This is a genomic window from Sphingomonas sp. MM-1 (assembly GCF_000347675.2).
In the GTDB taxonomy this organism is placed as follows: Bacteria; Pseudomonadota; Alphaproteobacteria; order Sphingomonadales; family Sphingomonadaceae; genus Sphingomonas_E; species Sphingomonas_E fennica.
In genome coordinates, this window is record NC_020561.1 from 2,984,642 (window position 1) to 3,010,370 (window position 25,729).

The 25,729-nt window shown below is 68.1% G+C and carries 28 protein-coding genes; 13 read left to right on the forward strand and 15 right to left on the reverse strand.

Annotated features, from left to right (window positions below; all coding sequences use genetic code 11):
* Window positions 1-98: 98 nt before the first annotated feature.
* The 6 genes from G432_RS14300 to G432_RS14325 are packed head-to-tail and all read right to left on the reverse strand — an operon-like array spanning window position 99 to window position 6,088.
* Window positions 99-965 carry an RDD family protein gene (locus G432_RS14300; RefSeq protein WP_015459531.1) on the reverse strand — a complete coding sequence of 289 codons (867 nt, stop codon included), beginning with the start codon at window positions 963-965 and terminating at the stop codon, window positions 99-101.
* A complete protein-coding gene (locus G432_RS14305) occupies window positions 958-2,001 on the reverse strand; it encodes a stage II sporulation protein M (protein WP_015459532.1) in 1,044 nt (347 codons plus the stop codon). The genes G432_RS14300 and G432_RS14305 overlap by 8 nt, the downstream gene beginning before the upstream one ends.
* Entirely contained in the window at window positions 1,998-3,311 is a 1,314-nt protein-coding gene (locus G432_RS14310) for a DUF58 domain-containing protein (protein ID WP_015459533.1), read from the reverse strand. The genes G432_RS14305 and G432_RS14310 overlap by 4 nt, the downstream gene beginning before the upstream one ends.
* Complete coding sequence (locus tag G432_RS14315; RefSeq protein WP_015459534.1) at window positions 3,308-4,264, reverse strand: AAA family ATPase; 957 nt, start codon at window positions 4,262-4,264, stop codon at window positions 3,308-3,310. The genes G432_RS14310 and G432_RS14315 overlap by 4 nt, the downstream gene beginning before the upstream one ends.
* Complete coding sequence (locus tag G432_RS14320; RefSeq protein WP_015459535.1) at window positions 4,254-5,456, reverse strand: hypothetical protein; 1,203 nt, start codon at window positions 5,454-5,456, stop codon at window positions 4,254-4,256. The genes G432_RS14315 and G432_RS14320 overlap by 11 nt, the downstream gene beginning before the upstream one ends.
* Complete coding sequence (locus G432_RS14325) at window positions 5,453-6,088, reverse strand: DUF4129 domain-containing protein (RefSeq protein WP_015459536.1); 636 nt, start codon at window positions 6,086-6,088, stop codon at window positions 5,453-5,455. The genes G432_RS14320 and G432_RS14325 overlap by 4 nt, the downstream gene beginning before the upstream one ends.
* A 129-nt stretch (window positions 6,089-6,217) precedes the next feature.
* Here G432_RS14325 and G432_RS14330 point away from each other — a divergent pair, with 129 nt between their 5' ends.
* Complete coding sequence (locus tag G432_RS14330; protein WP_015459537.1) at window positions 6,218-6,961, forward strand: hypothetical protein; 744 nt, start codon at window positions 6,218-6,220, stop codon at window positions 6,959-6,961.
* 26 nt (window positions 6,962-6,987) lie between these two features.
* Here G432_RS14330 and G432_RS14335 read toward each other — a convergent pair whose 3' ends face one another.
* Entirely contained in the window at window positions 6,988-7,749 is a 762-nt protein-coding gene (locus G432_RS14335; RefSeq protein ID WP_015459538.1) for a class II aldolase/adducin family protein, read from the reverse strand.
* 226 nt (window positions 7,750-7,975) lie between these two features.
* On the opposite strand from G432_RS14335, the gene rpsU reads away from it, so the two are divergent.
* Window positions 7,976-8,182 (forward strand): 30S ribosomal protein S21, encoded by a 207-nt coding sequence (gene rpsU, locus G432_RS14340; RefSeq protein ID WP_010126124.1) that lies wholly within the window; start codon window positions 7,976-7,978, stop codon window positions 8,180-8,182.
* A gap of 76 nt (window positions 8,183-8,258) precedes the next feature.
* Entirely contained in the window at window positions 8,259-8,840 is a 582-nt protein-coding gene (locus tag G432_RS14345; protein WP_041864935.1) for an FKBP-type peptidyl-prolyl cis-trans isomerase, read from the forward strand.
* Between the two features lie 335 nt (window positions 8,841-9,175).
* On the opposite strand, the gene G432_RS14350 is transcribed toward G432_RS14345, so the two are convergent.
* Genes G432_RS14350 through pyrE form a run of 5 tightly spaced genes read right to left on the reverse strand, consistent with a single transcriptional unit; the run spans window position 9,176 to window position 13,007 of the window.
* Entirely contained in the window at window positions 9,176-10,258 is a 1,083-nt protein-coding gene (locus tag G432_RS14350) for an AI-2E family transporter (RefSeq protein WP_015459540.1), read from the reverse strand.
* Entirely contained in the window at window positions 10,255-11,214 is a 960-nt protein-coding gene (lepB, locus tag G432_RS14355) for a signal peptidase I (protein ID WP_015459541.1), read from the reverse strand. Before lepB ends, G432_RS14350 begins: the two co-directional genes overlap by 4 nt.
* 50 nt (window positions 11,215-11,264) lie before the next feature.
* On the reverse strand, window positions 11,265-11,666 hold the full coding sequence (acpS, locus tag G432_RS14360) for a holo-ACP synthase (protein WP_015459542.1): 402 nt from the start codon (window positions 11,664-11,666) through the stop codon (window positions 11,265-11,267).
* On the reverse strand, window positions 11,663-12,391 hold the full coding sequence (locus G432_RS14365) for a pyridoxine 5'-phosphate synthase (protein ID WP_015459543.1): 729 nt from the start codon (window positions 12,389-12,391) through the stop codon (window positions 11,663-11,665). The genes acpS and G432_RS14365 overlap by 4 nt, the downstream gene beginning before the upstream one ends.
* 31 nt (window positions 12,392-12,422) lie before the next feature.
* The gene (gene pyrE / locus G432_RS14370) at window positions 12,423-13,007 is read right to left on the reverse strand and encodes an orotate phosphoribosyltransferase (RefSeq protein WP_015459544.1); all 585 of its coding nucleotides are present in this window, start codon (window positions 13,005-13,007) and stop codon (window positions 12,423-12,425) included.
* Between the two features lie 184 nt (window positions 13,008-13,191).
* Here pyrE and coxB point away from each other — a divergent pair, with 184 nt between their 5' ends.
* From coxB to G432_RS14405, 8 genes are all read left to right on the forward strand, one after another.
* On the forward strand, window positions 13,192-14,226 hold the full coding sequence (gene coxB, locus G432_RS14375; protein ID WP_015459545.1) for a cytochrome c oxidase subunit II: 1,035 nt from the start codon (window positions 13,192-13,194) through the stop codon (window positions 14,224-14,226).
* A 12-nt stretch (window positions 14,227-14,238) separates the two neighbouring features.
* On the forward strand, window positions 14,239-15,897 hold the full coding sequence (ctaD, locus tag G432_RS14380) for a cytochrome c oxidase subunit I (protein WP_015459546.1): 1,659 nt from the start codon (window positions 14,239-14,241) through the stop codon (window positions 15,895-15,897).
* A gap of 102 nt (window positions 15,898-15,999) precedes the next feature.
* The gene (locus G432_RS14385; RefSeq protein WP_015459547.1) at window positions 16,000-16,926 is read left to right on the forward strand and encodes a heme o synthase; all 927 of its coding nucleotides are present in this window, start codon (window positions 16,000-16,002) and stop codon (window positions 16,924-16,926) included.
* Window positions 16,923-17,045 (forward strand): hypothetical protein, encoded by a 123-nt coding sequence (locus tag G432_RS24285; protein ID WP_015459548.1) that lies wholly within the window; start codon window positions 16,923-16,925, stop codon window positions 17,043-17,045. Before G432_RS14385 ends, G432_RS24285 begins: the two co-directional genes overlap by 4 nt.
* Window positions 17,046-17,047: 2 nt before the next feature.
* Window positions 17,048-17,602, forward strand: a complete 555-nt coding sequence (locus tag G432_RS14390; RefSeq protein WP_015459549.1) for a cytochrome c oxidase assembly protein — start codon at window positions 17,048-17,050, stop codon at window positions 17,600-17,602.
* 36 nt (window positions 17,603-17,638) lie between these two features.
* Window positions 17,639-18,484 (forward strand): cytochrome c oxidase subunit 3, encoded by an 846-nt coding sequence (locus G432_RS14395; protein ID WP_015459550.1) that lies wholly within the window; start codon window positions 17,639-17,641, stop codon window positions 18,482-18,484.
* Window positions 18,485-18,530: 46 nt separating this feature from the next.
* Entirely contained in the window at window positions 18,531-18,914 is a 384-nt protein-coding gene (locus G432_RS14400; protein ID WP_015459551.1) for a DUF983 domain-containing protein, read from the forward strand.
* Window positions 18,911-19,519, forward strand: coding sequence for an SURF1 family protein (locus tag G432_RS14405; RefSeq protein WP_015459552.1), 609 nt, complete (start codon window positions 18,911-18,913; stop codon window positions 19,517-19,519). The genes G432_RS14400 and G432_RS14405 overlap by 4 nt, the downstream gene beginning before the upstream one ends.
* Window positions 19,520-20,018: 499 nt before the next feature.
* Here the strand turns inward: G432_RS14405 and G432_RS14410 are convergent, their stop codons facing one another.
* Genes G432_RS14410 through thrC form a run of 3 tightly spaced genes read right to left on the reverse strand, consistent with a single transcriptional unit; the run spans window position 20,019 to window position 23,517 of the window.
* The gene (locus G432_RS14410; RefSeq protein WP_015459553.1) at window positions 20,019-20,888 is read right to left on the reverse strand and encodes a class I SAM-dependent methyltransferase; all 870 of its coding nucleotides are present in this window, start codon (window positions 20,886-20,888) and stop codon (window positions 20,019-20,021) included.
* The gene (locus G432_RS14415) at window positions 20,885-22,114 is read right to left on the reverse strand and encodes a M16 family metallopeptidase (protein WP_015459554.1); all 1,230 of its coding nucleotides are present in this window, start codon (window positions 22,112-22,114) and stop codon (window positions 20,885-20,887) included. Before G432_RS14415 ends, G432_RS14410 begins: the two co-directional genes overlap by 4 nt.
* A complete protein-coding gene (gene thrC, locus G432_RS14420; protein ID WP_015459555.1) occupies window positions 22,111-23,517 on the reverse strand; it encodes a threonine synthase in 1,407 nt (468 codons plus the stop codon). Before thrC ends, G432_RS14415 begins: the two co-directional genes overlap by 4 nt.
* A 156-nt stretch (window positions 23,518-23,673) precedes the next feature.
* Here thrC and G432_RS14425 point away from each other — a divergent pair, with 156 nt between their 5' ends.
* The gene (locus G432_RS14425) at window positions 23,674-24,693 is read left to right on the forward strand and encodes a sensor histidine kinase (protein WP_015459556.1); all 1,020 of its coding nucleotides are present in this window, start codon (window positions 23,674-23,676) and stop codon (window positions 24,691-24,693) included.
* A 138-nt stretch (window positions 24,694-24,831) separates the two neighbouring features.
* Window positions 24,832-25,725 carry an SDR family NAD(P)-dependent oxidoreductase gene (locus tag G432_RS14430; protein WP_015459557.1) on the forward strand — a complete coding sequence of 298 codons (894 nt, stop codon included), beginning with the start codon at window positions 24,832-24,834 and terminating at the stop codon, window positions 25,723-25,725.
* Window positions 25,726-25,729: the final 4 nt, after the last annotated feature.

Consider the following 25,729-nt stretch of genomic DNA (forward strand, 5'->3'; position numbering starts at 1 on the left):
AGGGTGGGCAGGCGCGCGAAGCGTGCCTGCCGACCTCACCGCATCTGGCGGTTCCCCCTGGGAACCTCCGCAACGCCACCCGTGCCAGGGCGGAATGCCTACCTCCGATCGAACTTGTTCTCGCGGCGGCGGCCGAAGAGGAGGTTGCGTTCGAGGCGGAGGCGGAGCGCGGTGTAATAGGCGTTGAGGAATTCGCTGTCCCCGCCGGGGGCCTGCCAGCCGATCCGGGTGCGGATGGCTTCGGCGACCGTCTGGATCGTTGCCCAGTCATTGGCGCGGAGCACATCTTCGAGCGTCTGCAGCTCGTAGACGCCGTAGGCGTCGAGCTGCGCATCGGTGAAGCTGTAGGCGGGGCCGCGGCGCGGACGGGCGGCGATGCGGATCAGGTCGAGGTCCAGCTCCGTCTTCGGCGCGCGGACGACCCAGGTGCCGGCCAGCAGATCGCCCACGCGCAGGCGATCCCTGTTCATCAGCGGGAAGAATAGGAAGATGCCGCTCCACCCCAGGCCGAACAGCGCGGTGGCGGCGTCCGCCACGCCTTCATGGGCCTGGTAGAACCAGAAGCTCAGCGGCAGGAACAGCTCGATCTCCCGCATCAGGTTGCGCGCGATCACGGCGTCGCCGGTCAGCCGGCCGCCATTGCGGGCGACGACGCGCAGGCCGCTGCGGCGCTTGCCGGGCGTGGCGCCGCGCGGCCCCATCTCGAACAGGATGAAATAGCCGTTGCGGGCCACGAACAGGCCCAGCAGCCAGAGGATGATGGCGATCTGGCCGGTATTGCCGCCGAACCAGGTGCCGATCACGAGGAGCAGGATGGTGGCGAGCAAGAAGGTGGCGGTGATGATCGCCGCATCGATCGCGAAGGCGGCGGCGCGTTCGCCGGCCGATGCCAGCACGAGGCCGAGATCGACGCCTTCGGGGGTGATGAAGCGGCGGCGGAGCCGTTCGTCGGCATGTTCAGCCATCGGCGGGCCTCCGGCGCGGCCAGTAGAAATATGCAAGCCAGAGCAGCAGCGCCCCGCCGCCGATGGCATAGCGCGCGGCATTGGCGTCGATCCGCTGGCGGGCGATGCCTTCCAGCAGGCCCGCGACCATCAGCATCACCACCACGCCGGCCATGGCGGTGGCGGATATCCGGCCGGCTTCCCGCGCGGCGGCAAGGCGGGTGCTGGGGCCAGGAAAGGCGACCGCGCGGCCGATGCGCAGGCCGGCGGCCCCGGCAATGAGGATCGCGAATATCTCCGTCGTGCCGTGGATGGCCAGCCACCCGCCCAGGTCCACACCGAGCCCGCGGGGCGCGAACAGGGCGAAGAAGGCGCCCAGCGTGCAGCCATTGGCGACGATCAGCAGCGCTGACGGCAGGCCGAAGGCGAAGCCCAGCGCGAAGGCGAAGATCGCGACGCTGGCATTGTGCGTGAAGAGGAAGGTGGCGAAGATGCTGAGGCCGTCGCGATCGGCGGCCGGCCCGCCGGGTTCGGCATGGAGGGTGGCGCGCAGCGCGGCGGTGGAACTGGTGGGATCGCGCCCGCCCGCAAGCTCGCTGGGGATGATCGAGTAGAACCAGCTCGTATCGTGGATGACGAGCAGATAGGCGGCCACCACCCCGGCGACGGTGAGGAGAAGCGTGACGAGCGTTTCCCGCCAAAGCGCGCGGACCGAGGCCGGCCAATCGTGGAGGACGAAGGCGCGGAGCCGCTGCCCGGCGGGCGTGCGCACGCCATAGAGGAAGAAATAGGCCCTCGCGCTCAGGCTTTCGAGATATTCGACCAGCGCGCGATCGAGCGAGGTTTCCCGCGCGACCGAGAGCGAGGACAGCGCCTGGCGGTAGAGCACGGGAAGGGCCATCAGCTCCTCCTCGTCCAGCGCGCGGAGCGATCGCTTCTCGGCCAGCGTGAGCAACTCGTCGAGGCGGCGCCAGTCCGCCTCATGCGCCTCGCGGAAGCGGCGCGCGGTGGCGGCGGGATCGGCCGGCGCTGCGGCGGGAGAGCGGAGCGGATTCACAGCAGGTTCCGTCGCTTGAGATCGACATAATAGTCCACCAGCCGCAGGCCGACGCGGTCGTGGGGCGATTCCAGCACGTGGAAGCCGCTGTGGCGCAGGCGGGTGATGACGATGCGGCGTTCGCGCAGCAGCTCCGCCGCCATCACCGCGCGGGTGACGTCGTCGGGATCGTGCGGCTCGGCAGCGGCGATATCGACAAGTTCCCGATCCTCCAGCACCACGAACAGGACGAGATGGCGGTCGAGCAGGCCGGCGGCGGCGCGCAGCATCAGCTCCGCGCTGGTGGGATCGGAAAATTCGGTGAAGACGACGATCAGCGAGCGGCGGTTGAGGCGGCCGCCCAGCGTGGTGAGGGCGAGGGTGTAGTTGGTTTCCTCCCCCGAATAATCGATCTCCGCCGCCAGCCGCTGGATCAGCGCGAAGGCGCGAGCGCCGGCAACAGCGCCGCTGGTGATGCGCGGGCGCGAATCGAAGCCGAACAGGCTCACCCGATCGCCGAGCTTGAGCGCGACATAGGCGGAGAGGAGCGCCGCCGAGACGGCACGGTCGATGCGCGGCACGCCGTCCAGCGGCTCGCACATGTTGCGGCCGGCATCGAGGGCGAAGACGATATTGTTGTTGCGCTCCGTCCGATATTCCTTGGCGAGCAGCCTGGAATGGCGGGCGGACTGCTTCCAGTCGATCGCGCGGCGATCCATGCCGGGCTGGAAATCGGCGAGCGATTCGAACTCCGCGCCGTCGCCGCGATCCAGCTGGGCGACGAGGCCGTGCATGGTGCTGCGCAGGAAGAGATGCGCGCCGCGATCGCGCACGGCATGCACGTCTGGGGTGATGAGTATCCGCAGGTTGAGGGGGGCGCGGCGCTGCTTCCAGGAGAGGCCGAGCGGGCCTGTCCAGCGGAGCCACAGCGCCTCCAGCCGCGCCGCGCCGCGCCGGGCGGCGGCGAGGGGGAGGGAAGCCGCGCCGCTGCCGCCGGCGAGCGCGATCGTCCAGGCGGGGCCGCCGGGCGTTTCCAGAAGATCGGAATGTTCGAGGATGATTTCCGCCGATGCGGGCGCGGCGCCCGTAAAGGCCACGCGGACGAGCGCCTTGAGGCCCGCGCCGACGCCGGCGGTGCCGGGCGCCTCCACATCGATGCGCGGATCGCGCGGCCAGGCGCCGGACACCGCGTCGATGGCGGTGAGCGCGAAGACGAACAGCGTCCACCCGATGCCGGCATACCAGTAAGCCGGCCAGAGCACGCCCACGACCAGCACGGCGGGCGCGCCCGCCGCCGCCAGCAGCACCGCGCGGCGGGTGGGGTAGATCAACGCGGCGCCTCGATCCGCTCGATGATCTCGGCAACCACCGATTCGACCTGCCGGCCGTCTATCTCTGCGGCGGGCGAAAGGATCACACGGTGGCGCAGCACGGCGGGCGCCAGCGCCTTCACGTCATCGGGGATCACGAAATCGCGCCCGTCGAGCGCGGCGCGCGCGCGCGCGGCGGCGGCGAGCATCGCGCCCGCGCGCGGCGATGCGCCGCTTTCCAGATCGGCGACATCGCGGGTCGCGCGGATCAGGGCGACGATATAATCGATCACCTGGTCCACCAGCCGCACCTCCGCGACGGTGGCGACCGCCGCATCGATGGCCGCGGCATCGGCGCGGGGGGCGACGCCCCAATCCTCGGGCTTCGGCGCACCGAAGCGGACGCCGTGGCTGGCGATGATCCGCCGTTCCTCCGCCGCGTCGGGATAATCCACGGTCTGCTTGAACAGGAAGCGATCGAGCTGGGCTTCCGGCAGGGGATAGACGCCCTGCTGCTCGATCGGGTTCTGGGTGGCCACCACCATGAAGCGGGCGCCCAGCGGCAGGGTTTCCCCGTCGATGGTGACGGTGCGTTCCTGCATCGCCTCCAGCAGGGCGGCCTGCGTCTTGGGCGGGGTGCGGTTGATCTCGTCCGCCAGCAGCAGATCGGTGAAGATGGGGCCGCGCGTCAGGGTGAAGCTGCTCGTCTGGAAGTTGAACAGATTGGCGCCCAATATATCGCCGGGCATCAGATCGGGCGTGAACTGGATGCGGCCGAAATCGAGGCCGGTGGCCCGCGCGAAGCATTGGGCGAGGAAGGTCTTGGCCGTTCCCGGCGGCCCTTCCAGCAGGACATGGCCGGCGGAAAAGAGGGCGACCAGCATCAGCTCCACCGTTTCGGCCTGGCCGACGACGGCCTTGCCGATTTCGCCGCGTATATCGTCGGCGAGCGCCTTCACCTCTTCAACCTTCACGGATCACGTCCCTTCTCCAGCGATAGAGTGCGCGCGCCGCCTGCGCGAGTTCCGCCGGATCGGCGGCGACGCGGGCGGCAGCGGCGAGTTCGGAAAAGCGCGGCTCGGCCAGCCGATCGAGATAGGCGTCGAGCGCGGCCTCGTCCGCCTGGGCCGGCGCACCGGTCGCGGCGACCACAGCATCGCGGGTGAGCAGCGCGTAACGGCCGCCGACGCGGTGCTGGCGGTGGGCGAGCTTGAGCAGCGCGGCGCTGTTATCGACCAGCGCGCGCTTGCCGAAGGCGATCTCGCGCTCCTCCCGCGCGGGCGGGCCGAAGCGGAACAGCGCCTGGATGCCGGCCAGCAGCGCCGCGCCGAGCAGGCAGAGGGTAAGCGCCAGGAAGGGCGGCTCCAGCGCCAGCTTCATCAGGCTGGGCGACCGGCCGAAACCGTTGAGGGTAAGATCGAAATCCACCGTCTCGGCGCCGCTGGAATTGAGCCAGTCGATCATCGCGATCGCCGCCCGCGCGGTATCGGCGCTGGCCAGCCCCTGATTGTTGAGGAGATCGGGATCGGCGAGGATATAGAGCGGCCGTCCACCCACCTCGGCCAGCACGATCCGCCCTTCGCCATCGACGATCAGCGGACGGAGGTTGCGGCCCGATATGGTCTGGAGCTGGGCGGGCCCGCCGGTGGCGGCATCGGCCGGCAGGCCGTTCACCGCGCGGAGCTGCCCGCCGGCGCTGCGGTGGAGCGCGAAATTGGGCACCTGGCGGATGAGCCGCTGAATCTCCTCGACGGGCAGGGTGCCGGCGCTTTCTACCCAGGCGGGCTTTTGCGGCATCTGCCGCACCCACCATTTGGGCAGCACGATCAGGGTGGGCTTGTCCGCCCGCGGGGCGAGGCGCTTGCCGATCTCGTCCGGATCCGTGCCCGGCTCGGGCGTCAGGACCAGCAGTTCCTTGCCGTCCCATTCGCCGTCGCTGCGGACGAAATAGGACCAGTCTTCCCAGGGCAGGCCGTCGATCAGGTCGGCAAGGCCGTGGAAGCCGATCGCGGACGTCGACAGCGCATGCGCGCCGCCGTTGCGCCCGTTCCTGAGATCGGGGGCATAGGTGCCGAGGATCAGCAGGCCGGCAAAGGCGAGGATGCCGGCAGCCACCACCCACAACATCGTGCGGACGGAGAAGGGGGAGGCGGAAGCGGCGCTCACCGCCAGGCCCCCGGCAGCGCGAAATCCTCATAGGCCGCGCGCGCATCGCGCCACGCCGCCGCATCGACCGGCCGGCCGCCGAACAGGCTGCGCTCGACCAGCCCGGCCAGGCCGGCGAAGACCCGGCGCGCCTTGCCCGGCAGCGCATCGGCGGCGGCGATGTCCCGCGCGGTGAGCGCGGGGCGGACGAGGTGGGGGCGGCGGCGCTCGATCTCCTCGATGCTGCGGACGAGGAGGAGGTGGACGGCCTCGGCATGGCGGCCGGCGGCGGCCAGCGCGTCCGCCTCGGCCAGCAATTGCCGGGCCGGGCCGGCTTCGGGCCGCCATTCGGGCTCCTGCCCTTCCTCCGCCACGGCCCTGCGGCGGAAGAAGGGCAGGCCGTGGGCGAGGAGGTGGCGCGCGACGATATAGAGAAGCGCCAGCGCGGCCAGGATCAGCAGGCCCCAGGCGATATATTCCATATAGGGCGCGATCGCCTTCAGCAGCCGCACGAGCCAGGCAGGCGGCGGATCGGGCGGCGGCATCGTCGGCAGATCGAACTGCAGCGCGGGATCGGCGCGCAGCTTTTCATGCGCGGCGGCGAAATCCGCATCGCTGATGCCCGTGCTGCCAATGCCGCCCGACGCCGCCAAGAGCTTCCCCCAAATTCCCCGGAGCCATGCTTAGAGCGGATCGCGGGCCGACGGAAAGCCCCGATTCCGCCCTATGGACAAAAGCTTGGGGACGCGGAATGATCCTGGCCGGGGAATTGGGGGAATATCATGGCCTATGAGGATAATGCGCTCGATATCGGGCGGGTGATGCGGTGCACGGGCGCCGTGGTCGGCGCGCGGCCGGCGGCGATCTTCGGCATCGCGGCGGTGTCGATGGCGGTGCCGGCGGCGATCAGCTACGCGCTCGGAGAACCGGGCAGGGACGCGGCCGCCAGGGGGATGGGCCTTGCCGGCGGGATGATGATGCTCGGCCTCATCGCCAATGCGGCGATGCAGGCGGCGCTGTTCCGCATCACCATCGACGAGGCGGCAGGCGTGAGGCGCGGCATGAGCGAGATCGTGCCGGGTGCGCTGCGGGCGCTGCCGGCGATGATCGGCCTCACGATCCTTTCCTGGCTAGGCATATTCGGTGCTTCGCTGCTGCTGGTGGTGCCGGGAATCATCGTGGCGCTGATGTGGGCGGTGGCCGGACCCGCGCTGATCGCGCGGCAGGAAGGCGTGCTGGCGGCGCTGGGATATAGCCGCGCGATCACCAGGGGCGCGCGGGGGAGCCTGTTCCTGCTGCTGGGCGGGATCGGCATCGTCGTTTCGATCATCGCGATCGGCGCGTTCATGGCGAAGCCGGATCTCGCCATGCCGGGCGGGGTGACCGTGGGCATCCTTGTGATTCAGGTCGCCATCAACGCCGTGGTCTATGCGCTGTGGTCGGTGCTGACGGCCGCCATCTATGTCGATCTGAGCGCGGGCGACGGCGAACTGGCGAGCGAGCGCTATGCCGAGGTTTTCGCCTGACGCGGAAGGGGCGCGGCCCGGCGGGATCAATCCCGCCAGCCGCGATCCTTGCGATCGACCAGGCGGACCAGGGCGTTGAATTCCGCCTCGCCGGGCATGCCGGGGCGGACGAGCTTGGCCTGATCGCGCTGGTGGACGGCCAGCACCTCCGCCGGAATTTCCCGAAGGCGGCCCATCGGCGCGGATGCCGCCTGGATCTGGCAGGCCCGTTCCAGCGCCCAGAGCCTGAGGAAGGCGATCGGCAGCGTCGGCCCCATCGAAAGCAGGCCGTGGTTGCGCAGGATCATCAGCCGCTTGTCGCCCAGATTGGCGATCAGGCGGGGGGCCTCGTCGTCGCGCACGGTGATGCCTTCGAAATCATGATAGGCGATCTGGCCCGCGACCTGGCCGGCGTAGAAATTGCTGATCGACAGCCCGTCCTCCAGGCACGCCACGGCCATGCCGGCGGTGGTGTGGGTGTGCATCACGCAATGCGCGTCGGGCAGGTGGCGATGGAAGGCGGCATGCTGGACGAAGCCGGCCAGGTTCACGCCCCAGGGCGAATCGGAAAGCTTGTTGCCGTCGATATCGATCTTCACGAGGTTGGAGGCGGTGACCTCGCTGAAATGCAGGCCGAAGGGGTTGATGAGGAAGGCGCCTTCCTCCCCCGGCACGCGCAGGGTGATGTGGTTGAAGATCAGTTCCGTCCAGCCGAGGTGATCGAACACGCGGTAGCAGGCGGCAAGCTGCTGGCGGGCGGACCATTCCGCCTCGCTGATGCCGGCCCGTTCCGGGATGGCGGTGGCCATGGCGTCTCTCCTGACAATTATGTCAATATAGTGCCGCGCCGCTTTGCCGCTGTCGAGCCGCAGCCCTATCGGTGGGAAGCGGCCTTTTCGGGTTGAAGAATCGCCCACCCACTGCTAGGGCGCACGCCTTGCGACGCGGACCGGGGTTCGCGGCGAACCCTATTCACGTCCGTCGAGTGGCCGGAAGCCGCCCTGCGGAAGCGAGAGACTGGAGATCGACGGCCTTATGCAAATCATCGTTCGCGACAATAATGTCGACCAGGCGCTGCGCGCGCTCAAGAAGAAGCTGCAGCGTGAGGGCGTCTATCGCGAGATGAAGCTGCGCCGTCATTACGAGAAGCCGTCGGAAAAGCGCGCGCGCGAGCGTGCCGCCGCCATCCGCCGCGCGCGCAAGCTGGAGCGCAAGCGCGCCGAGCGTGACGGCGTCCGGTAAGACGCCGCATCGTGTGGGGCCGCAAGGCCCCGCCCGAGAAAGATGACCTGCCCATTCTGACATAGCGAGCCTGCCCATGTCCGTGACTGCCGTTCCGTTGCGTCCGATCAAGAAGGGCTCGCTTACCAAGCTGTGGATCGGCATCGGCCTGCTGGCCGCCGTCGGCATCGGCGCCGCCTGGCTTTCGACCAAGGCGGCCGTCGTCGCGGCGCAGACGCCGGACGAATATCTGGCGGATAACGGCAAGCGCGCCGGCGTCGTGACGCTGCCGTCCGGCCTGCAATATGAGGTGCTGAAGGAAGGCAACGGCCCTAAGCCGACGCCGGCCGACCTCACGCTGGTGAACTATGAGGGCAAGCTGGCAAAGACGGGCGAGGTGTTCGACGCCTCCGAACGGCATGGCGGCCCCGCCACTCTTCCCGTGACCGGCCTGATTCCGGGCTGGACCGAAGGCGTGCAGCTGATGAAGCAGGGCTCCAAATATCGCTTCTGGATGCCGCCGAGGCTCGCTTATGGCGATGCCGGCGCCGGCCCCAATGGCGAGATTCCGCCCAATGCGGTGCTGGTGTTCGACCTGGAGCTGCTGGCCGTGCAGCCCGGCGCAATGAACGCGATGCCTGGCATGGGCGGCGGCATGGAAGGCCATCCCGGCATGTGATCGCCCGGCCGCCGGGCTCCGGCGGCGGACATCGTCGACCAAGACGCAGGCGGCGTCCCGAGGCATCGGGGCGCCGTCTTTCCGTTTGCGCTCCGCGAGTCGCGCGCCGGTTCCGGCATGGCGCGACATTTTCCCTTGTCGCCTCCCCTTATCGTCATGCCAGCGCAGGCTGGCATCGTGTCGAGGCTGGTGCTGTGCCGAGGTGCTGCCGCTTGCAGCGGTGAGCGATGCCAGCCTGCGCTGGCATGACGATGGGGAAGAAATGCCGGCTCCAGCCGACCGCCACATCCCACTCGTCAGCGCCGGGCATGGCCCCCGGACGGCGCGGGCGATCCTTAGCCCGTGATGCGGTGCGTGACGGCGGAGGCCGCGGCTTCCTCGGCCTTGGCGTCGGAGCGTTGTTCCAGCAGCACCTTGATCATCGCGACGAGCGGATCGGCCAGCGCAAGGCCGAGGATGCCGCAGAGCGAGCCCAGGAGGAGCTGGGCGCTGAGCACCAGCGCGGGCGCGAGATCGACCGAGCGCTTGGCGACAGTCGGCACGATCAGATAGCCGTCCACCGTCTGCACGACGAAATAGACGGCGATCGCCCACAGCCCGGTCTCGACCCCGGCCGAAAAGCCGACGAGCACCAGCAGCAGGCCCGATACGATCGCGCCGATATTGGGCAGGAAGGCGAGCAGGCCGGTGAGGATGCCGAGCAGCGCCGCCATCGGCACGCCGCCCACCAGCAGAAGCAGCCAGGTGCCGACGCCCTCCACCGCCATTCCGAGCAGGCGCCCGGCCATCAGGCGGCGCATCGTGTAGCCGAGCTTGGCCGAGGTTTCGTAGAATTCCTGGCGCCTTTCCATCGGCAGCATCCAGGCGAAGCCGCGTTCGTAGAGGCGCGGCTCGATCGCCACGAACACGCCGATCACCAGGATCATCGCCATGCTGGAGACGGCGCCGATCGCGGTGCCGAGCGCGCTGGTGAGCCGGCCGAGCGATCCCATCACCTGCTCGCCGATCGCGTTAGCGCTGTCGCGGGGCATCAGCCCCATCGCCTGCACCCAATCGACGATGCGGTTGAACTGTTCGGTCACGACGATGCGCAGCGTGCCGAACTGCGCGCCGATCGAGGCGCCCGCGAAATAGAAGGTCCAGAGCAGGAAGGCGGTGACGGCCAGGCACACGATCGCCAGCCGCCAGCCCCGCCGGATCGGCAGCACCCGGCCGAGCAGGCGGGCGCCGCCGTCCAGCATCGAGGCGATGACAAGGCCGCCGGCGATCAGCAGCAATGTCTGGATCAGATACCAGGCCAGCACGATGCCGGCGGCGAGCCCGAGCCAGACGGCGGCGCGCTTCAGTTCCCGGGTGGTGATCGGATCGCGGAAATCCGAAGGGCCGGGCTGTTCGGGCGCGCGCGCCTCGTCGCTCATTGCGCGGGGGCCTCCGCATGGGCCGGGCGCAGGCTGGTGCCCGCGCGGCCGCCGCGCATCGCCGTGAACCAGCTAATCGGGTTCCACAGCGTCGAGGTTCCATCGAGCGAGAAGGTGATGAATTCCGCGCGGCCGCCCAGATTTTCCACCGGAACCGGCCCGCCCAGGCCGCCTTCCATCGATGAGACCCTGCTGTCGGCGGATTGATCGCGATTGTCGCCCATCAGGAATACATGGCCCTCCGGTATGGTCAGCGCCGGATAATCATCGTTCTGGCCGCCGGGGCCGAGATCGATCGTGTCGTAACTGACGCCGTTGGGCAAAGTTTCCCGGACGCGAGGCATCTGGCAATATTCGCGGCCGTCCGGCCCCGTCACGCGCAGGCGATAGACGTCGGGCGTGTCGCAGGGGATGTTGGGATCGATCGGGATCATCGCGGGCGACAGGAACTGCCGCTTCACCGGCACCCCGTTCAGGATGACGACGCCGTTGCGCAGCTCGATCCGGTCGCCGGGCAGGCCGATCACGCGCTTGATATAATCGGTATATTGCGTCGGCGGCTTGGCGATCACCACGTCGCCGCGCTGGGGCAGGTGGCCGAACAGGCGCCCGTGGATGAAGGGGATCGACAGATAATCCTGCCCCGTCAGCCGGCCGAGCCAGCGGCCCGGCGCGCCGGGGATGCGGGTGATGCTGGGCGACACATAGGACCAGCCATAGGGATATTTGGTCACCACCAGCCGATCGCCCTTGATGAGCGTGGGCATCATCGATTCGGACGGGATGTAGAAGGGCTTGGCGAGGAAGCTGTGGAAGGCGAGCACCGCCAGCACCAGCCAGAACACGCCTTTCGCCTCCGCCCACCAATCCGTCTTCGGCCGGGAATCGGCCGCGGAGGGCAGCGGGGCCTGCGGCTGCGGCTGCGGTTGGGGCTGGGCGGTGTCTTCGATACTCATCGATACTTGCTGATCGCTCAAGCGATCCACTCCTTAGATCCGGGCGGCGCCTAGACGGCGCGGGCATAGAGGATGACGAACGCCTGCGCCCAGGGGTGGTCGTCGGTCAGCGTCAGATGCACGTCAACGGCGTGGCCCGGCGGCGTGATCGCGTCAAGCCTTGCCTTGGCGCCGCCGGTCAGCGCCAGCGTCGGCGCGCCCGACGGCGCGTTGACCACGCCGATGTCCTTCATGAACACGCCGGAACGGAAGCCGGTGCCCACCGCCTTGGAGAAAGCCTCCTTCGCGGCGAAGCGCTTGGCATAGGTGGCCGCGCGGGTGAGCTGGCGCCGCTCGGCCTTGGCGCGCTCCACATCGGTGAAGACGCGGTTGACGAAGCGCTCGCCGAACCGGTCGAGCGAATTCTGGATGCGCTCGATATTGCAGAGGTCGGAACCGATGCCGATGATCATCGTGCCTGCTCCATCAGTTCGCGCATCCGCGCCACGCTGGCGCCGAGGCCGGTGAAGATCGCCTCGCCGATCAGGAAATGGCCGATGTTCAGCTCGGCGAGCTGCGGGATGGCGGCGATGGCCGTGACATTGTCGAAGGTCAGGCCGTGGCCGGCATGCGGCTCGATCCCGTTCTTGGCGGCCAGCGCCGCGGCATCGGCGATGCGGCGAAGCTCGGCCGTGCGATCGGCGCCGTCAACATGGGCATAGCGGCCGGTGTGGAATTCGACCACGGGCGCGCCGAGCCGGATGGCGGCCTCGATCTGGCGGGGATCGGGTTCGATGAACAGGCTGACGCGGATGCCGGCATCGCCCAGCCTGCGGACGAAGGGCAGGAGGTGATCGAACTGGCCGGCGGCGTCGAGGCCGCCTTCGGTCGTCCGCTCCTCCCGCCGTTCGGGCACGATGCAGGCGGCGTGCGGCCGGTGGGCCACCGCGATGCCCAGCATCTCCTCCGTCGCCGCCATCTCCAGATTGAGGGGCAGGGCGATTTCCGCCATCAGCCGATCGATATCGCCGTCGGTGATGTGGCGGCGGTCCTCGCGCAGATGGGCGGTGATGCCGTCCGCACCCGCCTGCGCCGCCAGAATCGCCGCCCGCACGGGATCGGGATGATCGCCGCCCCGCGCGTTGCGGATGGTGGCGACGTGATCGATGTTCACACCCAGGCGGAGACGGCCGGTCATGGCGGCGGCATCCTTTTATAAGGAGGGTTGATTATGAAGCGGCCCTGCTTCCGGGCTTGATCGCGGGGATCGCCGCGAGCTCGGGCGGCAGCGCATCGGCCGCATAGGTCGGCACGGCGATGCGAATCAGCGGGTAGAAAGGCACGCCGAGATCGGCCTTGCCGTCCGACCGGTCGACCAGCGAAGCCGCCGCGATCACCTGGCCGCCGGCTTCCTCCACCGCCTTGATCGCCTCGCGCGAGGAGAGGCCGGTGGTGACGACGTCCTCCATCAGCAGCACCTTCAGCCCCGGTGCGAGGCGGAAGCCGCGGCGCAGCTCGAACGTGCCGGTGGGGCGTTCGACGAACATCGCGTCGAGGCCGAGCGCGCGGCCCATCTCATGCCCGGCGATCACGCCCCCCATGGCCGGCGATACCACCGCGCCGAGCTGGATCTTCACTTTGTCCGGTATCTTCCGCGCCAGCGCTTCGGCCAGCCGCGCGGCGCGCGCCGGGTTCATCAGCACGCGCGCGCACTGCAGATATCGGGACGAACGCAGCCCTGAGGACAGAATGAAATGGCCTTCGAGCAGCGCATCGGCGTCGCGGAATTCCGCCAGTATCTCTTCATCCGTCATGTCGTTTCTCCCGGCGGTTCGATGCCCCGCCAGATAGGCCGCGCGGGCGCGTGCATCAACTGCCCGAAATTCTGCGATTACCCTGCTTGAGACCCGCGACACCCGCGCCTATAAGCCCCCCAATCGCGATAAGCCCGCATAGAGACGAACAGCCGCGAGGGAAGCGGCGCTGACCGGGGGTGAGATGAGTACGCTGAAGACGATGTTGATGGCATTCGCGCTGGCTGCGACGCCCGCAGCCGCGCTTGCCCAGGGCGCTCCCGCGCCCGTCGCGGCCCAAACGGCTGCTGCGCCGGCCGCCGCGGCGACCGCCGCCCCCGAATCCGCAAAGCCTGCCTTCCAGCATGCCGCGCCCGAAGCCGATATCGGCCAGCCGATTCCCGGCGGCTGGAAGATCCAGCCGCAGGTGACCGCGCTGGGCGAGGACGGGCAGTGGCTGCACAACAGCGTGCTGGTGCCGATCATCACCGCCATCTGCGTCTTCGTTCTGGCGCTGATGCTGTGGGTGATCGTGCGTTACCGCGCCAAGGCCAATCCGGTGCCGTCGCGGACGACGCACAACACCTTCATCGAGGTGGTGTGGACGCTGGTGCCGGTGCTCATCCTGCTGGTGATCGCGGTCCCCTCGATCCGCCTGCTCGCCGCGCAATATAACCAGCCCAAGGCCGATCTCACCATCAAGGTGATCGGCAACCAGTGGTATTGGACCTACCAATATCCCGACAATGGCGACTTCGAGCTGGTCTCCAACATGCTGAAGGAGAAGGACGAGGTTAAGCCGGGCGACCGCTTCCGCACCGACGCGGACGGCCCCCGCCTGCTGGCGGTCGACGAGCGCATCGTCGTTCCGGTCGGCGCGGTGGTGAAGCTGATCGTCACGTCGAATGACGTGATCCACAGCTTCGCCGTGCCCGCCTTCTGGACGAAGATGGACGCCGTGCCCGGCCGCCTGAACGAAACCTGGTTCAAGGCCGATCGCCCCGGCGTCTATTTCGGCCAGTGCTCCGAACTGTGCGGCGCGCGCCATGCCTACATGCCGATCGCCGTCGAGGTGGTGGAGCCGGCCCGTTTCGCGGAATGGGTGAAGTCGAAGGGCGGCACCATGCCGGGCGAGGCGGCCGAGGCCCCCGCCGACGAGGCCGCCCCCGCCGCCAACGAAGCTGCCCCCGCCGAAGCGCCGGCGGCAGCTCCCGCCGCCGCCGCGGCGACGACGAACTGAGGCTGACAGCAGATGACCGATACGACAGCCACCGGCGCCCATTTCCAGGCGCATGACGATCATGCGCACCATGATGCCGATCACAAGCCGGGCTTCTTCGCCCGCTGGTTCATGTCCACCAACCACAAGGACATCGGCACCCTCTATCTGATCTTCGCGATCGTCGCCGGCATCATCGGCGGCGGGATCTCCGGCCTGATGCGCGCCGAGCTGGCGGCGCCGGGCATCCAGTATCTGCCGACCTGGCTGGCGATGCTGCACGGACCCGGCACCTTCGACGAGGCGCTGCACCTGTGGAACGTGCTCGTCACCGCGCACGGCCTGATCATGGTGTTCTTCATGGTCATGCCCGCGATGATCGGCGGGTTCGGCAACTGGTTCGTGCCGATCATGATCGGCGCGCCGGACATGGCCTTTCCGCGCATGAACAACGTGTCCTTCTGGCTGCTGATCCCGGCCTTCACGCTGCTGCTCGCCTCGCCCTTCTTCGGCGGCGCCGGCACCGGCTGGACGGTCTATGCTCCGCTTTCCACCTATGGCGAGCCGGGGCCGTCGGTCGACATGGGCATCCTTTCGCTCCACATCGCGGGCGCGAGCTCGATCCTGGGCGCGATCAACTTCATCACCACCATCTTCAACATGCGCGCGCCGGGCATGACGCTGCACAAGATGCCGCTGTTCGTGTGGTCGGTGCTGGTCACCGCCTTCCTGCTGCTGCTGGCGCTGCCGGTGCTCGCCGCCGCGATCACCATGCTGCTGACCGACCGCAACTTCGGCACGACCTTCTACGATCCCGCCGGCGGCGGCGATCCGATCCTCTACCAGCATCTGTTCTGGTTCTTCGGCCACCCCGAAGTCTACATCATGATCCTGCCGGGCTTCGGCATCGTCAGCCACATCATCGCCACCTTCTCCCGGAAGCCGGTGTTCGGCTATCTCGGCATGGCCTACGCCATGGTCGCGATCGGCGTGGTCGGCTTCATCGTGTGGGCGCACCACATGTTCACGACCGGCCTGGACGTGAACACCAAGATGTATTTCACCGCGGCGACGATGGTGATTGCGGTGCCGACCGGCATCAAGATCTTCTCCTGGATCGCGACGATGTGGGGCGGGTCGCTCACCTTCAAAACGCCGATGGTGTGGGCGCTGGGCTTCATCTTCATGTTCACCGTCGGCGGCGTGACGGGCGTCGTGCTCGCCAATGGCGGCGTCGACAACTATATGCACGACACCTATTATGTGGTGGCGCACTTCCACTATGTGCTGTCGCTGGGTGCCGTGTTCGCCCTCTTCGCCGGCTTCTACTACTGGTTCGGCAAGATGTGGGGGAAGCAGTATAACGAGTTCCTCGGCCACCTCCATTTCTGGGTGTTCTTCATCGGCGTGAACCTGCTGTTCTTCCCGATGCACTTCCTGGGCCTGGATGGCATGCCGCGGCGCTACCCCGACTATCCGGATGCCTTCACGCAGTATAATCACCTCGCCACCCTGGGCTACAAGGTGATGGCGGCCGGCATGGTGGTGTTCTTCGTGAACGTCATCTGGTCGCTGATCGCCGGCAAGAAGGCGGAGGACAATCCGTGGGGCGAAGGCGCCACGACGCTGGAATGGACACTCTCCAGCCCGCCGCCGTTCCACCAGTTCGAGACGCTGCCCAAGATCGACTGAGATCGGCGGCGATCGAAAGGGGAATGATGGCCGCCGTTCCGGTTCGCGCCGGGGCGGCGGCCAGCCCATGAGCGGGTATCGACCCGCCGGAATTGGAATGAGATGAACACGACCGCGATGAACACCACAGCGATGGAGCCGGCAGGCGCGGCCACGGCCGAGTGGCGGGACTTCCTCGCGCTCTGCAAGCCGCGCGTGCTGACGCTGGTCGTCTTCACCGGGCTGTGCGGGATGCTGGCGGCGCCGGTGTCGATCCACCCCGTGCTGGGCTTCACCGCGATGCTGTGCATCACGCTGGGCGCGGGCGCGGCCGGCGCGCTCAACCAGTGGTATGAGGCCGATCTGGACGCCAAGATGCGGCGCACCGCCGGCCGGCCGCTGCCAGCCGGGCGGATGGACCGCCAGTCCGCCCTGCATTTCGGCGTGGGGCTGGGCGCTTTCTCCGTGCTGCTGATGGGGCTGGCGGTGAACCTGCTGGCCGCCGCGATCCTCACGGTTTCGATCCTGTTCTATGTGCTCGTCTACACTGTGTGGCTGAAGCGGCGGACGCCGCAGAACATCGTGATCGGCGGCGCGGCCGGCGCCTTCCCGCCGCTGATCGGCTGGGCGGCGGCGACCGGCCGGGTGGAATTGCTGCCGGTGCTGCTGTTCGCGATCGTGTTCCTGTGGACGCCGCCGCATTTCTGGGCGCTGTCGCTGTTCGTGCGCACCGACTACGCCAATGCCGGCGTGCCGATGCTGCCGGTGGTGGCAGGCACGCGGACGACGAGGGCGCAGATCCTGCTCTATACGCTGCCGATGGTGGCCGCCGCCGTCGCGCCGTGGCCGCTGGGGCTGACGGGCGCGATCTACGGCCTTGCCGCCGTGGCGCTTTCCGGCCTGTTCCTGCTGCTTTCCGCCCGCGTCGCCTTCAGCCAGGAGGCGGACCAGGCGAAGATGAAGCCGGAACGGCGGCTGTTCGCTTATTCGATCCTCTATCTCTTCATATTGTTCGGCGCGCTGGTCGCCGATCGGATGGTGCTGGCATGAATCCGCTTCCCGACGACGAGATCCGCCGCCGCCAGCGTTCCCGCGCGCTGGTGATGGCGCTGCTGCTGGGCGCGCTGGTGATCCTGTTCTACGCGATCTCGATCGCGAAGATGGCCTGACCATGGCGACCTTGGTCGAACGCAACCGCCGGGTGGGCCTGATGGCGACCGCGATCGTGGGCGCGATGATCGGCCTCGGCTTCGCCAGCGTGCCGCTCTACCGCATGTTCTGCCAGGTGACCGGCTTCAACGGCACGACGCAGAAGGCCGAAGGCGCGAAGGCGCCGGGCGCGGTGGTCGGCAAGATCGTGAACGTGCGCTTCGACGGCAATGTGAAGCCGGGCATGGCGTGGAGCTTCGCGCCCGAGGAGCATGTGCAGCGCGTGGCCATCGGCGCAAGGGACATGGCCTTCTACAACGCCACGAACAATTCGGACAAACCGGTAACGGGATCGGCGACGTTCAACGTTTCGCCCAGCCAGGCGGGGCAATATTTCACCAAGATCGAATGCTTCTGCTTCAAGGAGCAGACGCTGAAGCCCGGAGAATCGGTGCGGATGCCGGTCGTCTTCTATGTCGACCCGAGGATCCTCGACGATCCGGATGCCAGGGATATCAACGAAATCACGCTTTCCTACACCTTCTTCCCGGTGGATTCCGCCGGGAACGGCGGTTAAGGACGACGCACGGTAGAGCCAAAGGGGACGGAAAGAATGGCCGGCGCCAAGACCCACGATTATCACATTTTGCCACCGAGCATCTGGCCGCTGTCCGGGTCCATGGCCGCGCTGGTCATGGCTTCGGGCGGCATCATGTGGATGCACGAGGCGGCCCATGGCGGGGCGGTGTTCCTGGCGGGCGTCGCGCTGCTGCTGTTCACCTTCTACAGCTGGTGGTCGGACGTGATTCGCGAGGCGCATGCCGGCGATCACACGCCGGTCGTGCAGCTCCACCTGCGCTACGGCATGATCCTGTTCATCGCTTCGGAAGTGATGTTCTTCGTCGGCTGGTTCTGGGCGTGGTTCGATTTCGCGCTGTTCCCGGCGCCGGTGGAAGTGACCGACGGCGCGGTGAGCCTGGTCCAGACGGCGGGCGTGTGGCCGCCCAAGGGGCTGGAGGTGATCGATCCCTTCCACCTGCCGCTGCTCAACACGCTGATCCTGCTCTGCTCGGGCACCACCGTCACCTGGGCGCATCACGCGCTGCTGGAAGGCGACCGCAAGGGCCTGAAGACCGGCCTGTGGCTCACCATCCTGCTGGGCCTGCTGTTCAGCAGCATCCAGGCTTATGAATATGCCCATGCGCCCTTCGCCTTCAAAGGCCTGAACTATGGCGCCGCCTTCTACATGGCGACGGGCTTCCACGGCTTCCACGTGATCGTCGGCACGATCTTCCTGATCGTCTGCCTGATCCGCGCCTATCGCGGCGATTTCACGCCGAAGCAGCATTTCGGCTTCGAGGCGGCCGCCTGGTACTGGCACTTCGTGGACGTGGTGTGGCTGTTCCTGTTCGCCGCCGTCTATGTGTGGGGCGGCTGGGGCGCCCCGGTCCACGGCTGATGACGATCATCGCCGCCCTGGTGGATCGCGCCGGGGCGGCGCTGGCATGACCAGCCCGACACCCCTCGAATCCGGCCTTCGCGGCCTCTGCCCCCGCTGCGGCGCCAAGACGCTGTTCGCGGGGGCAGCCAGTTTTGCGCCTTCCTGCCGGGCATGCGGCCTTTCCTTCGCCAGCTTCAACGTGGGCGACGGGCCGGCGGCCTTCCTGACGCTGGGGGTGGGCGCCGCCGTCACCGCGATGGCGATCCTGTTCGAACTGGCCGTCCATCCGCCATTCTGGCTGCACCTGATCCTGTGGATACCGATCACCGCCGGCGCCGTGCTGGGATCGCTGCGCGTCGCCAAGGGCATGTTGCTGGCGCTGGAATATCGCAACGCCGCGCGCGAGGGCCGCATCGTCGAGGAAGCGGCACGGGACGAGCAGCCGTGAGGCGACTGCCCTTCTGGCCGACCCTGTTCGTGCTGGCGATGGTGGCGCTGATGGTGGGGCTGGGCATCTGGCAGCTCCGCCGCGCCGAATGGAAGGAAGCGCTGCTGGCGCGTTACGCCGCCGCCGACAGCCTGCCGCCGACAGCCTTTCCCGCCGTGCCGGTGCCGGACGAGAACCTCGTCTTCCGCAGGGCATCGGGCCATTGCCTGGAGGTGACGCGCTGGGATGCGCGGGCAGGTCGCAACCGCAAGGGCGAGCAGGGCTGGCGCCACATCGCCTCCTGCCGCACGGGCGGCGGCGAGGGGCCGGGCATGGCGGTCGATTATGGCTGGTCGCGCAGCTCCGAAGCCCCCAAGGCTCCGGCGCTCGGCGGGCCGGTGAGCGGCGTGATCGATTTCGACCGCGACCGCGTGTTCATCCTCGTCGCCGACACGGCCGCGCCGGGGCTGGAGCCGAGCGAGAAGCCTTCACCCCTGAACGTGCCCAACAATCATCGCGCCTATGCCGTGCAATGGTTCCTGTTCGCCCTGGTGGCGCTGGTGATCTACGCCATCGCCGTCTGGCGCCGCCCGCCGGCCGGGCCGGGGGCGAAGCCGGGCGCCTGACTGGGGTTGTAGTGTCGAGGATAGCACGCCACCGTACCGTAATGAGAGGGCTTGTTATCGCGGCGGCATTTGCCTGGGCGGCACTATTGTCCGGATGTGATCGAGTGCCAACGACCTACAGCGCCGCTTGTTCAACTCCGCTCAGCCATTGGGGGACCGAGAAGGACGGAGTGGGGCATCTCGTGCCGATAATGCCCGTATTTTTGGCATCGGACGGTTCGATTCTCTGGAACAAAGTGGCGATTTCCAATGCCCAGCTTCGGGCATACATGGTTCAAGCAAGCAGTCTCAATCCTACTCCGCAGGTTATCCTCGAAGTGTCTCCGTCGGCTTCCTGTCAGAGGGTTAACGAAGTGCGAGCCATCATGGATGCCGCCCCCCCTTGTGCAGGGGACCCCGCGCACGCTGCAGCGAGGGATGGAATTCAGGGGAATGGCCGATGCTCGGCGGACCCTAGATTTCGTTTTTGCGGCGCCATTCCCGGTGGCGCCGGCTCGCCCTAATCCCTCACCCAGCGCGCGAAGATGGCGGTGGGGAGCAGCAGGCCGCGCGCTTCTTCCCGCACGGTCATCTCGCCGGCTTCGATCCGGCCGCCGAGATGGGCGGTGGCCTGGCGGAGCAGCTCCGCGATGGCGATCGCGGACATGCGCACCGCATAGACGGTGAGCACGAGGAATTTGGAGCGTTCGTCCAGCAGGTTCACGCAATGGGCGATCAGGCCGGGCAGATGTTCCTCCAGCCGCCATACCTCGCCATCCGGCCCGCGCCCGAACTTGGGCGGATCGAGCATGATGCCGTCGTAACGGCGGCCGCGGCGCACCTCGCGCGCAGCGAATTTCACGGCATCGTCCACCATCCAGCGGATCGGGCGGTCGACCATGTCGGACAGCAGGGCATTGGCCTTGCCGGCCTCCACCGATTTCTTGGACGCATCGACATGGGTGACGCGCGCGCCCCTGGCCGCGAGCGCCAGCGTGCCGACGCCGGTATAGCCGAACAGGTTGAGCGCCTCGTCCCCCTCGGCGATGCGATCGCGCATCCATGCCCATTGCGGTGCCATGTCCGGGAAGAAGGCGAGGTGGCGGAAGGGGGTGTTCTGCGCGTTGAAGCGCACATCCTCCCATTTCAGGTGCCAGCCGCCGCGCGGCACTTCGCGATCGAGGTGCCACTTGCCGCCGCCATCCTCGTCCGACGCGGCGATGAAATCGCCGTCGGCGCTCCAGTTGGGATCGGCGGGCGCCCACATCGCCTGCGGTTCGGGGCGGATGAAGCGGAAACGGCCATAGCGTTCCAGCTTCCGGCCATGGCCGGAATCGACGAGGCCGTAATCGGCCCAGGGTTCGGTTACGAGGGTGATGAGATCGTTCATGCCGCCTTCGCCAGCTTGCCGCCCACGGTGGCGATCGCCCGTCCGCCGGAAAGCGCCCGTGCCCCGGCTTCGCGCGCCGCCGCCAGATTTACCGCGTCGAGCGCGGCCACGGTTTCCGCGACCGGCACGATGCGGCCGTGGACCTGGATCTGGCGGGCGAGATGATCGCAGCGCGCCGCCGGGCCTTCCAGCCCCATCAGCAGCCCGGCCTTGGCCTGGACGCGGGCGCGCTCCAGCTCCGCCTCGGTCAGCCCTTCGGCGGTGCGGGCCAGCACTTCCTCCGCCAGCGCCAGCGCTTCCGCGCCCTGATCGCGCTGGGCCGCGCAATAGACGCCGAACAGGCCGGTCTCGGCATAGCTCTGCGCCCAGGCATAGACGCTGTAGGCCAGCCCGCGCTGCTCGCGCAGTTCCTGGAACAGGCGGGACGACATGCCGCCGCCCGCCGCCGTGGTGAACAGGCTGAGCGCGTGGACGGCGGGATCGCGATAGCCGACCCCCCGCCAGCCGAGCGCCAGATGGATCTGGTCGAAGCGGCGCCGGTCATGCTTGGCGCCGGCCGCGAAGCTGGCGGCGGGCGGCGTGGCGAGCGCGCCGGGGGCCATGTCGCCGAAATACGCCTCGGCAAGGCGGAGCAGCTCCGCCTCGTCCACCTTGCCGGCGGCGGCGAGGACGAGGCCGTCTGGGCGATATTGCCCCGTCACCCAGGCCCGGAGCGCATCGGCGTCGATCGCGGCGATGCTGGCTTCGTCGCCCAGCACGGGCCGGCCGAGCGGCTGGCGCGGGAAGGCGGCGAGCTGGAGGTGATCGAAGACGATATCGTCCGGCGTATCCCGCGCCTCGCCCAGTTCGGACAGGACGACGCCTTTCTCGCGCTCCAGCTCGTCGGCATCGAAATGGGGCGCGCGGACGAGATCGGCGATCATGCCGACGCCCAGCGCCAGATCGCCCGCCAGCAGGCGGCCGTGGAACACGGTGTGATCGCGCGCCGTCCAGGCGTTCAGCGATCCGCCGACATCCTCGATATCCTCGGCGATGGCGCGGGCGTCGCGATTGCCGGCGCCCTTGAACACCATATGTTCGACCATGTGGGCGAGGCCGCTCAGCCCCTCCGGCTCGGACCGCGCGCCGACATCCGCATAGAGGCCGACCGCCAGCGTCTCCACCCCGTCCATCGGCTCGATGGCGACGGTGATCCCGTTCGCCAGCCGGTGGAGGCTGGCGCTCATGCGGGGACGGCCGCCGTCGCGCGTTCTGCGATATGCGCCTCGATCGCCTCGAGCGTGGCGGGAAGGGTGGCATAGCGCTCCTCCCGCTCGAACAGGCCGCCGACGCGGGCGGGCAGGTTGGGGCGCTGGCCGGTGGCGCGCTCCACCGCATCGCGGAACTTGGCCGGATGCGCGGTGGCGAGCGTGACGATCGGGACCTGCGGATCGAGATCGGCACCATGGGCGGCGGCAAGGCCGATCGCGGTGTGCGGATCGATCACCTGGCCGCTGCGCTCGGCGGCGTGGCGCATGGCCAGCGCCATGCCGTCCGCGTCGATGCGCGCGCTGGTGAACAGGCGGGCGGCCTCGTCCCGCATGGCTGCGGGGACGGCCAGCCGCTTCGTCGCCTCGAATCCCGCCATCGTCTGCGCCAGCGCGGCGCCGTCGCGCCCGTGCAGGTCGAACAGCAGCCGTTCGAAGTTGGAACTGACCTGGATGTCCATCGACGGGGCGGCGGTGGGCGTGACGGTGCCGACCGAATAATCGCCTTCCGCCAGCGCGCGGTGGAGGATGTCGTTCACGTTGGTCGCGACGATCAGCTTCGCCACCGGCAGGCCCATCCGCGCGGCGGCATAGCCGGCGAAGACGTCGCCGAAATTGCCCGTGGGCACCGAGAAGGCGACAGGCCGGTCCGGCGCGCCCAGCCGGACGGCGGCGTAGAAATAATAGACGATCTGGGCCATCAGCCTGGCCCAGTTGATCGAATTCACCGCGCTCAGGCGGAAGCGGCCGGCGAAATCGCGATCGGCGAACATCGCCTTCACCAGGGCCTGCGCATCATCGAAGCTGCCTTCGATGGCGATATTGTGGACGTTGGGGGCGAGCACCGTCGTCATCTGCCGGCGCTGGACGTCCGACACCCGGCCCAGCGGGTGGAGCATGAAGATATCCACCTTGGCGCGGCCGGCCAGCGCGTCGATCGCCGCCGATCCGGTATCGCCCGAGGTGGCGCCCACCACGGTGAGGTGGGTATCGCGCTGCGACAGGAAGCGTTCGAACAGCAGGCCGAGAAGCTGGAGCGCCACATCCTTGAAGGCGAGCGTGGGGCCGTGGAACAGCTCCAGCAGCCAGTTGCGCCCGTCGAGCTGGACCAGCGGCGTCACCGCCTCATGATCGAAGCGGCCATAGGCTTCGGCGCAGAGCGCGCGCAGCTCGTCCCGGCCCAGCGCGTCGCCGACGAAGGGGGCCATCACCTCGACCGCCGTATCCACGTAGGAAAGGCCGGCCAGCGCGCGGATCGCTTCGGGCGTGAAGCGCGGCCAGCTTTCCGGCACATAGAGGCCGCCATCGGCCGCCAGGCCGGTGAGGGTGACGTTTTCGAAGTCGAGCGCGGGCGCCGTGCCCCGGGTGCTGATATAGCGCATAGTGCGCCGCGCTTAGCGGCGTGCGCGGCCCGGAGCAACTTTTGACATGAAAGGGCGTTCCGAAACGGTCAATATGTGCGCGAAAAACATGAGCCCGGGGTGCGCTTGCGAACATCGTGAAGCCCAGCGGCGGCGCCCGGCCGACAGGATGCCTGCATGACGGATGCCGAGGGCGCGGACTGGTGGAACGAAAGCGGGGATCGCCTGCGCGCCTATATCGAACATGCCCCGCGCAAGATGTGGGCGACCGACACGGTCGGCCGGGTGCGCTTCTTCAACCGCGAATGGCGCGATTATGCCGGCCTTGCCCCGATGACGGACATCAGCAACTGGAAGGATATCGTCCATCCCGACGATCAGGCCGATCTGGTGCGCATCCGCAACGAAGGCTTCGCGCGGGGCGCCCGATACGACATGCACGTGCGGCTGCGGCGGGCGTGCGACCTCATGTATCGCTGGCATAGCGTGAGCGTATCGCCGGTGCCGATCGACGGCAGGGTCGTGGGATGGATCGGCGCCGCCGGCGATATTCATGACGAGCGCGAATTGCAGGAACGCCAGCGGCTGATGGCGCAGGAGATCAGCCATCGCGTGAAGAACAGCCTTTCGCTGGTGGCGGCGCTGCTGTCGATGCAGGCGCGCGATGCCGAGGATGAGGCGAGCCGGAAGGTGCTGATGGATGCCTATTCGCGCGTCCAGACCATCGCCGACGTGCACGCCCATCTGTGGCGGCAGAGCGATTCGAGCATCACCAATATCGGGGCCTTCCTGGAGGAATTGTGCCTGCGCCTGGCCGAGACCGCACCGGAACATGAGATCAGCTTCGCCGGCGGGCGGATCATGGTGCCGACCGACCGGGCGATCCCGCTGGGGTTGATGCTGAACGAGCTTGTCACCAACGCGCTGAAATATGCCTATCCGGACGGGAAGGGCGGGCCGATCGCGGTGGTGCTGCATGATCGGACGGAGGGCGGACCGGAGAGTGGCCGGGTGGTGCTGGAGGTGGCCGATCGCGGCGTGGGCCTGCCGGAGGGGTTCGACATCCACGCCCGTGGCCAGAGCCTGGGGATGCGGCTGATCGCCAATATCGCCCGCCAGCTGGATGCGACCGTGACCGTCGCGAGCGCCGATCCGGGCGCCCGCTTTTCCATCTCCATCCCCCGGCGCCCCGCCTGAAAGGGGCGTTTCCCGCGTCCCCGCCGCGCCTTGCCAGCGGACCGGCTTGGCTTATAATGAATCCTGTTCAGCGATGCGTGGCACGACCGGCGCCGACCGCCGGCGGGAAGCGACATCGCCTTTTGGGGGAGGCGAATAATGGCAAGCCACAGGCCGATCGGAACCGCTTTCATCACCGGCGCCAATGTCGGGCAGGGCAATCTGCTGGCCAAGCGGCTGGCCGACAGGGGCGTGCGCGTCTTTGCCGGCGTGCTGCCCGGCGCGCCCACCGATCTGGAAGGCGACAACCGCATCACGCTGGTCGAACAGGATGTTTCGGACGGCGAATCCGTGCGGAAGAGCGCGGAGATCGTCGATGCGGCCCTGAACGGGCAGGGCCTCGATCTGCTGCTGAACGTGGCGGGCGTGGCCAATATCGCCGTGGGCGTGATCGAGGGCGTGAAGATGGAGGAGGTGGAGCGCATCTTCCAGATCAATACCTTCGGCCAGCTCCGCGTCATCCAGGCCTTCCTGCCGATGTTGCGCCGGGCCAAGGCCGCGCGGATCGCCAATTACAGCTCCGGCGCGATCATCGCCAATCCAGTGGGCTCCGGCCCCTACAACATGACCAAGCACGCCATCCACGGCATGACGCTGACCTTGCGGCACGAACTGGCCGCCTTCGGCATCCAGGTGACGTCGATCCTGCCCGGCGGCGTGCTGACCGGCATGTCCGCTAATGCCCATGCCAACACGCTGAAGACCTGGCACGCCCAGCCGGATGCGGTGCTGGCCGTCTATGACAAGCCGCTGGGCAATACGGTGAAGCAGGTGCTGCCCGACATGCTGGAAAAGAGCGGCAGCACGCCCGACGAGGCGGTGGACCAGATGATGGCGATCCTGGACCAGCCGAAGTGGAAGCCGATCTCCTATGTCGGCAAGGACGTGAAGCCGATGGGGCTGATGCGCCGCCTGCTTTCGGACAGCCAGCTCGAAAAGGCGATCCGTTCGACCTTCAAGATCCCGACTGCGAAGATCCCCTCGCCGATCTGATCCC

Excerpts from the sequence above, each read along its gene's own strand:
- G432_RS14350 (WP_015459540.1), bottom strand. The coding sequence starts at position 10,258 with ATGAGCGACGAGGCGCGCGCGCCCGAACAGCCCGGCCCTTCGGATTTC.
- rpsU (WP_010126124.1), top strand. The coding sequence starts at position 7,976 with ATGCAAATCATCGTTCGCGACAATAATGTCGACCAGGCGCTGCGCGCG.
- G432_RS14425 (WP_015459556.1), top strand. The coding sequence starts at position 23,674 with ATGACGGATGCCGAGGGCGCGGACTGGTGGAACGAAAGCGGGGATCGC.
- pyrE (WP_015459544.1), bottom strand. The coding sequence starts at position 13,007 with ATGACGGATGAAGAGATACTGGCGGAATTCCGCGACGCCGATGCGCTG.
- G432_RS14400 (WP_015459551.1), top strand. The coding sequence starts at position 18,531 with ATGACCAGCCCGACACCCCTCGAATCCGGCCTTCGCGGCCTCTGCCCC.
- G432_RS14430 (WP_015459557.1), top strand. The coding sequence starts at position 24,832 with ATGGCAAGCCACAGGCCGATCGGAACCGCTTTCATCACCGGCGCCAAT.
- G432_RS14395 (WP_015459550.1), top strand. The coding sequence starts at position 17,639 with ATGGCCGGCGCCAAGACCCACGATTATCACATTTTGCCACCGAGCATC.
- G432_RS14385 (WP_015459547.1), top strand. The coding sequence starts at position 16,000 with ATGAACACGACCGCGATGAACACCACAGCGATGGAGCCGGCAGGCGCG.
- coxB (WP_015459545.1), top strand. The coding sequence starts at position 13,192 with ATGAGTACGCTGAAGACGATGTTGATGGCATTCGCGCTGGCTGCGACG.
- G432_RS14410 (WP_015459553.1), bottom strand. The coding sequence starts at position 20,888 with ATGAACGATCTCATCACCCTCGTAACCGAACCCTGGGCCGATTACGGC.
- G432_RS24285 (WP_015459548.1), top strand. The coding sequence starts at position 16,923 with ATGAATCCGCTTCCCGACGACGAGATCCGCCGCCGCCAGCGTTCCCGC.
- G432_RS14390 (WP_015459549.1), top strand. The coding sequence starts at position 17,048 with ATGGCGACCTTGGTCGAACGCAACCGCCGGGTGGGCCTGATGGCGACC.
- thrC (WP_015459555.1), bottom strand. The coding sequence starts at position 23,517 with ATGCGCTATATCAGCACCCGGGGCACGGCGCCCGCGCTCGACTTCGAA.
- G432_RS14335 (WP_015459538.1), bottom strand. The coding sequence starts at position 7,749 with ATGGCCACCGCCATCCCGGAACGGGCCGGCATCAGCGAGGCGGAATGG.
- lepB (WP_015459541.1), bottom strand. The coding sequence starts at position 11,214 with ATGAGTATCGAAGACACCGCCCAGCCCCAACCGCAGCCGCAGCCGCAG.
- G432_RS14365 (WP_015459543.1), bottom strand. The coding sequence starts at position 12,391 with ATGACCGGCCGTCTCCGCCTGGGTGTGAACATCGATCACGTCGCCACC.
- G432_RS14415 (WP_015459554.1), bottom strand. The coding sequence starts at position 22,114 with ATGAGCGCCAGCCTCCACCGGCTGGCGAACGGGATCACCGTCGCCATC.
- ctaD (WP_015459546.1), top strand. The coding sequence starts at position 14,239 with ATGACCGATACGACAGCCACCGGCGCCCATTTCCAGGCGCATGACGAT.
- G432_RS14300 (WP_015459531.1), bottom strand. The coding sequence starts at position 965 with ATGGCTGAACATGCCGACGAACGGCTCCGCCGCCGCTTCATCACCCCC.
- G432_RS14345 (WP_041864935.1), top strand. The coding sequence starts at position 8,259 with ATGTCCGTGACTGCCGTTCCGTTGCGTCCGATCAAGAAGGGCTCGCTT.
- acpS (WP_015459542.1), bottom strand. The coding sequence starts at position 11,666 with ATGATCATCGGCATCGGTTCCGACCTCTGCAATATCGAGCGCATCCAG.
- G432_RS14330 (WP_015459537.1), top strand. The coding sequence starts at position 6,218 with ATGGCCTATGAGGATAATGCGCTCGATATCGGGCGGGTGATGCGGTGC.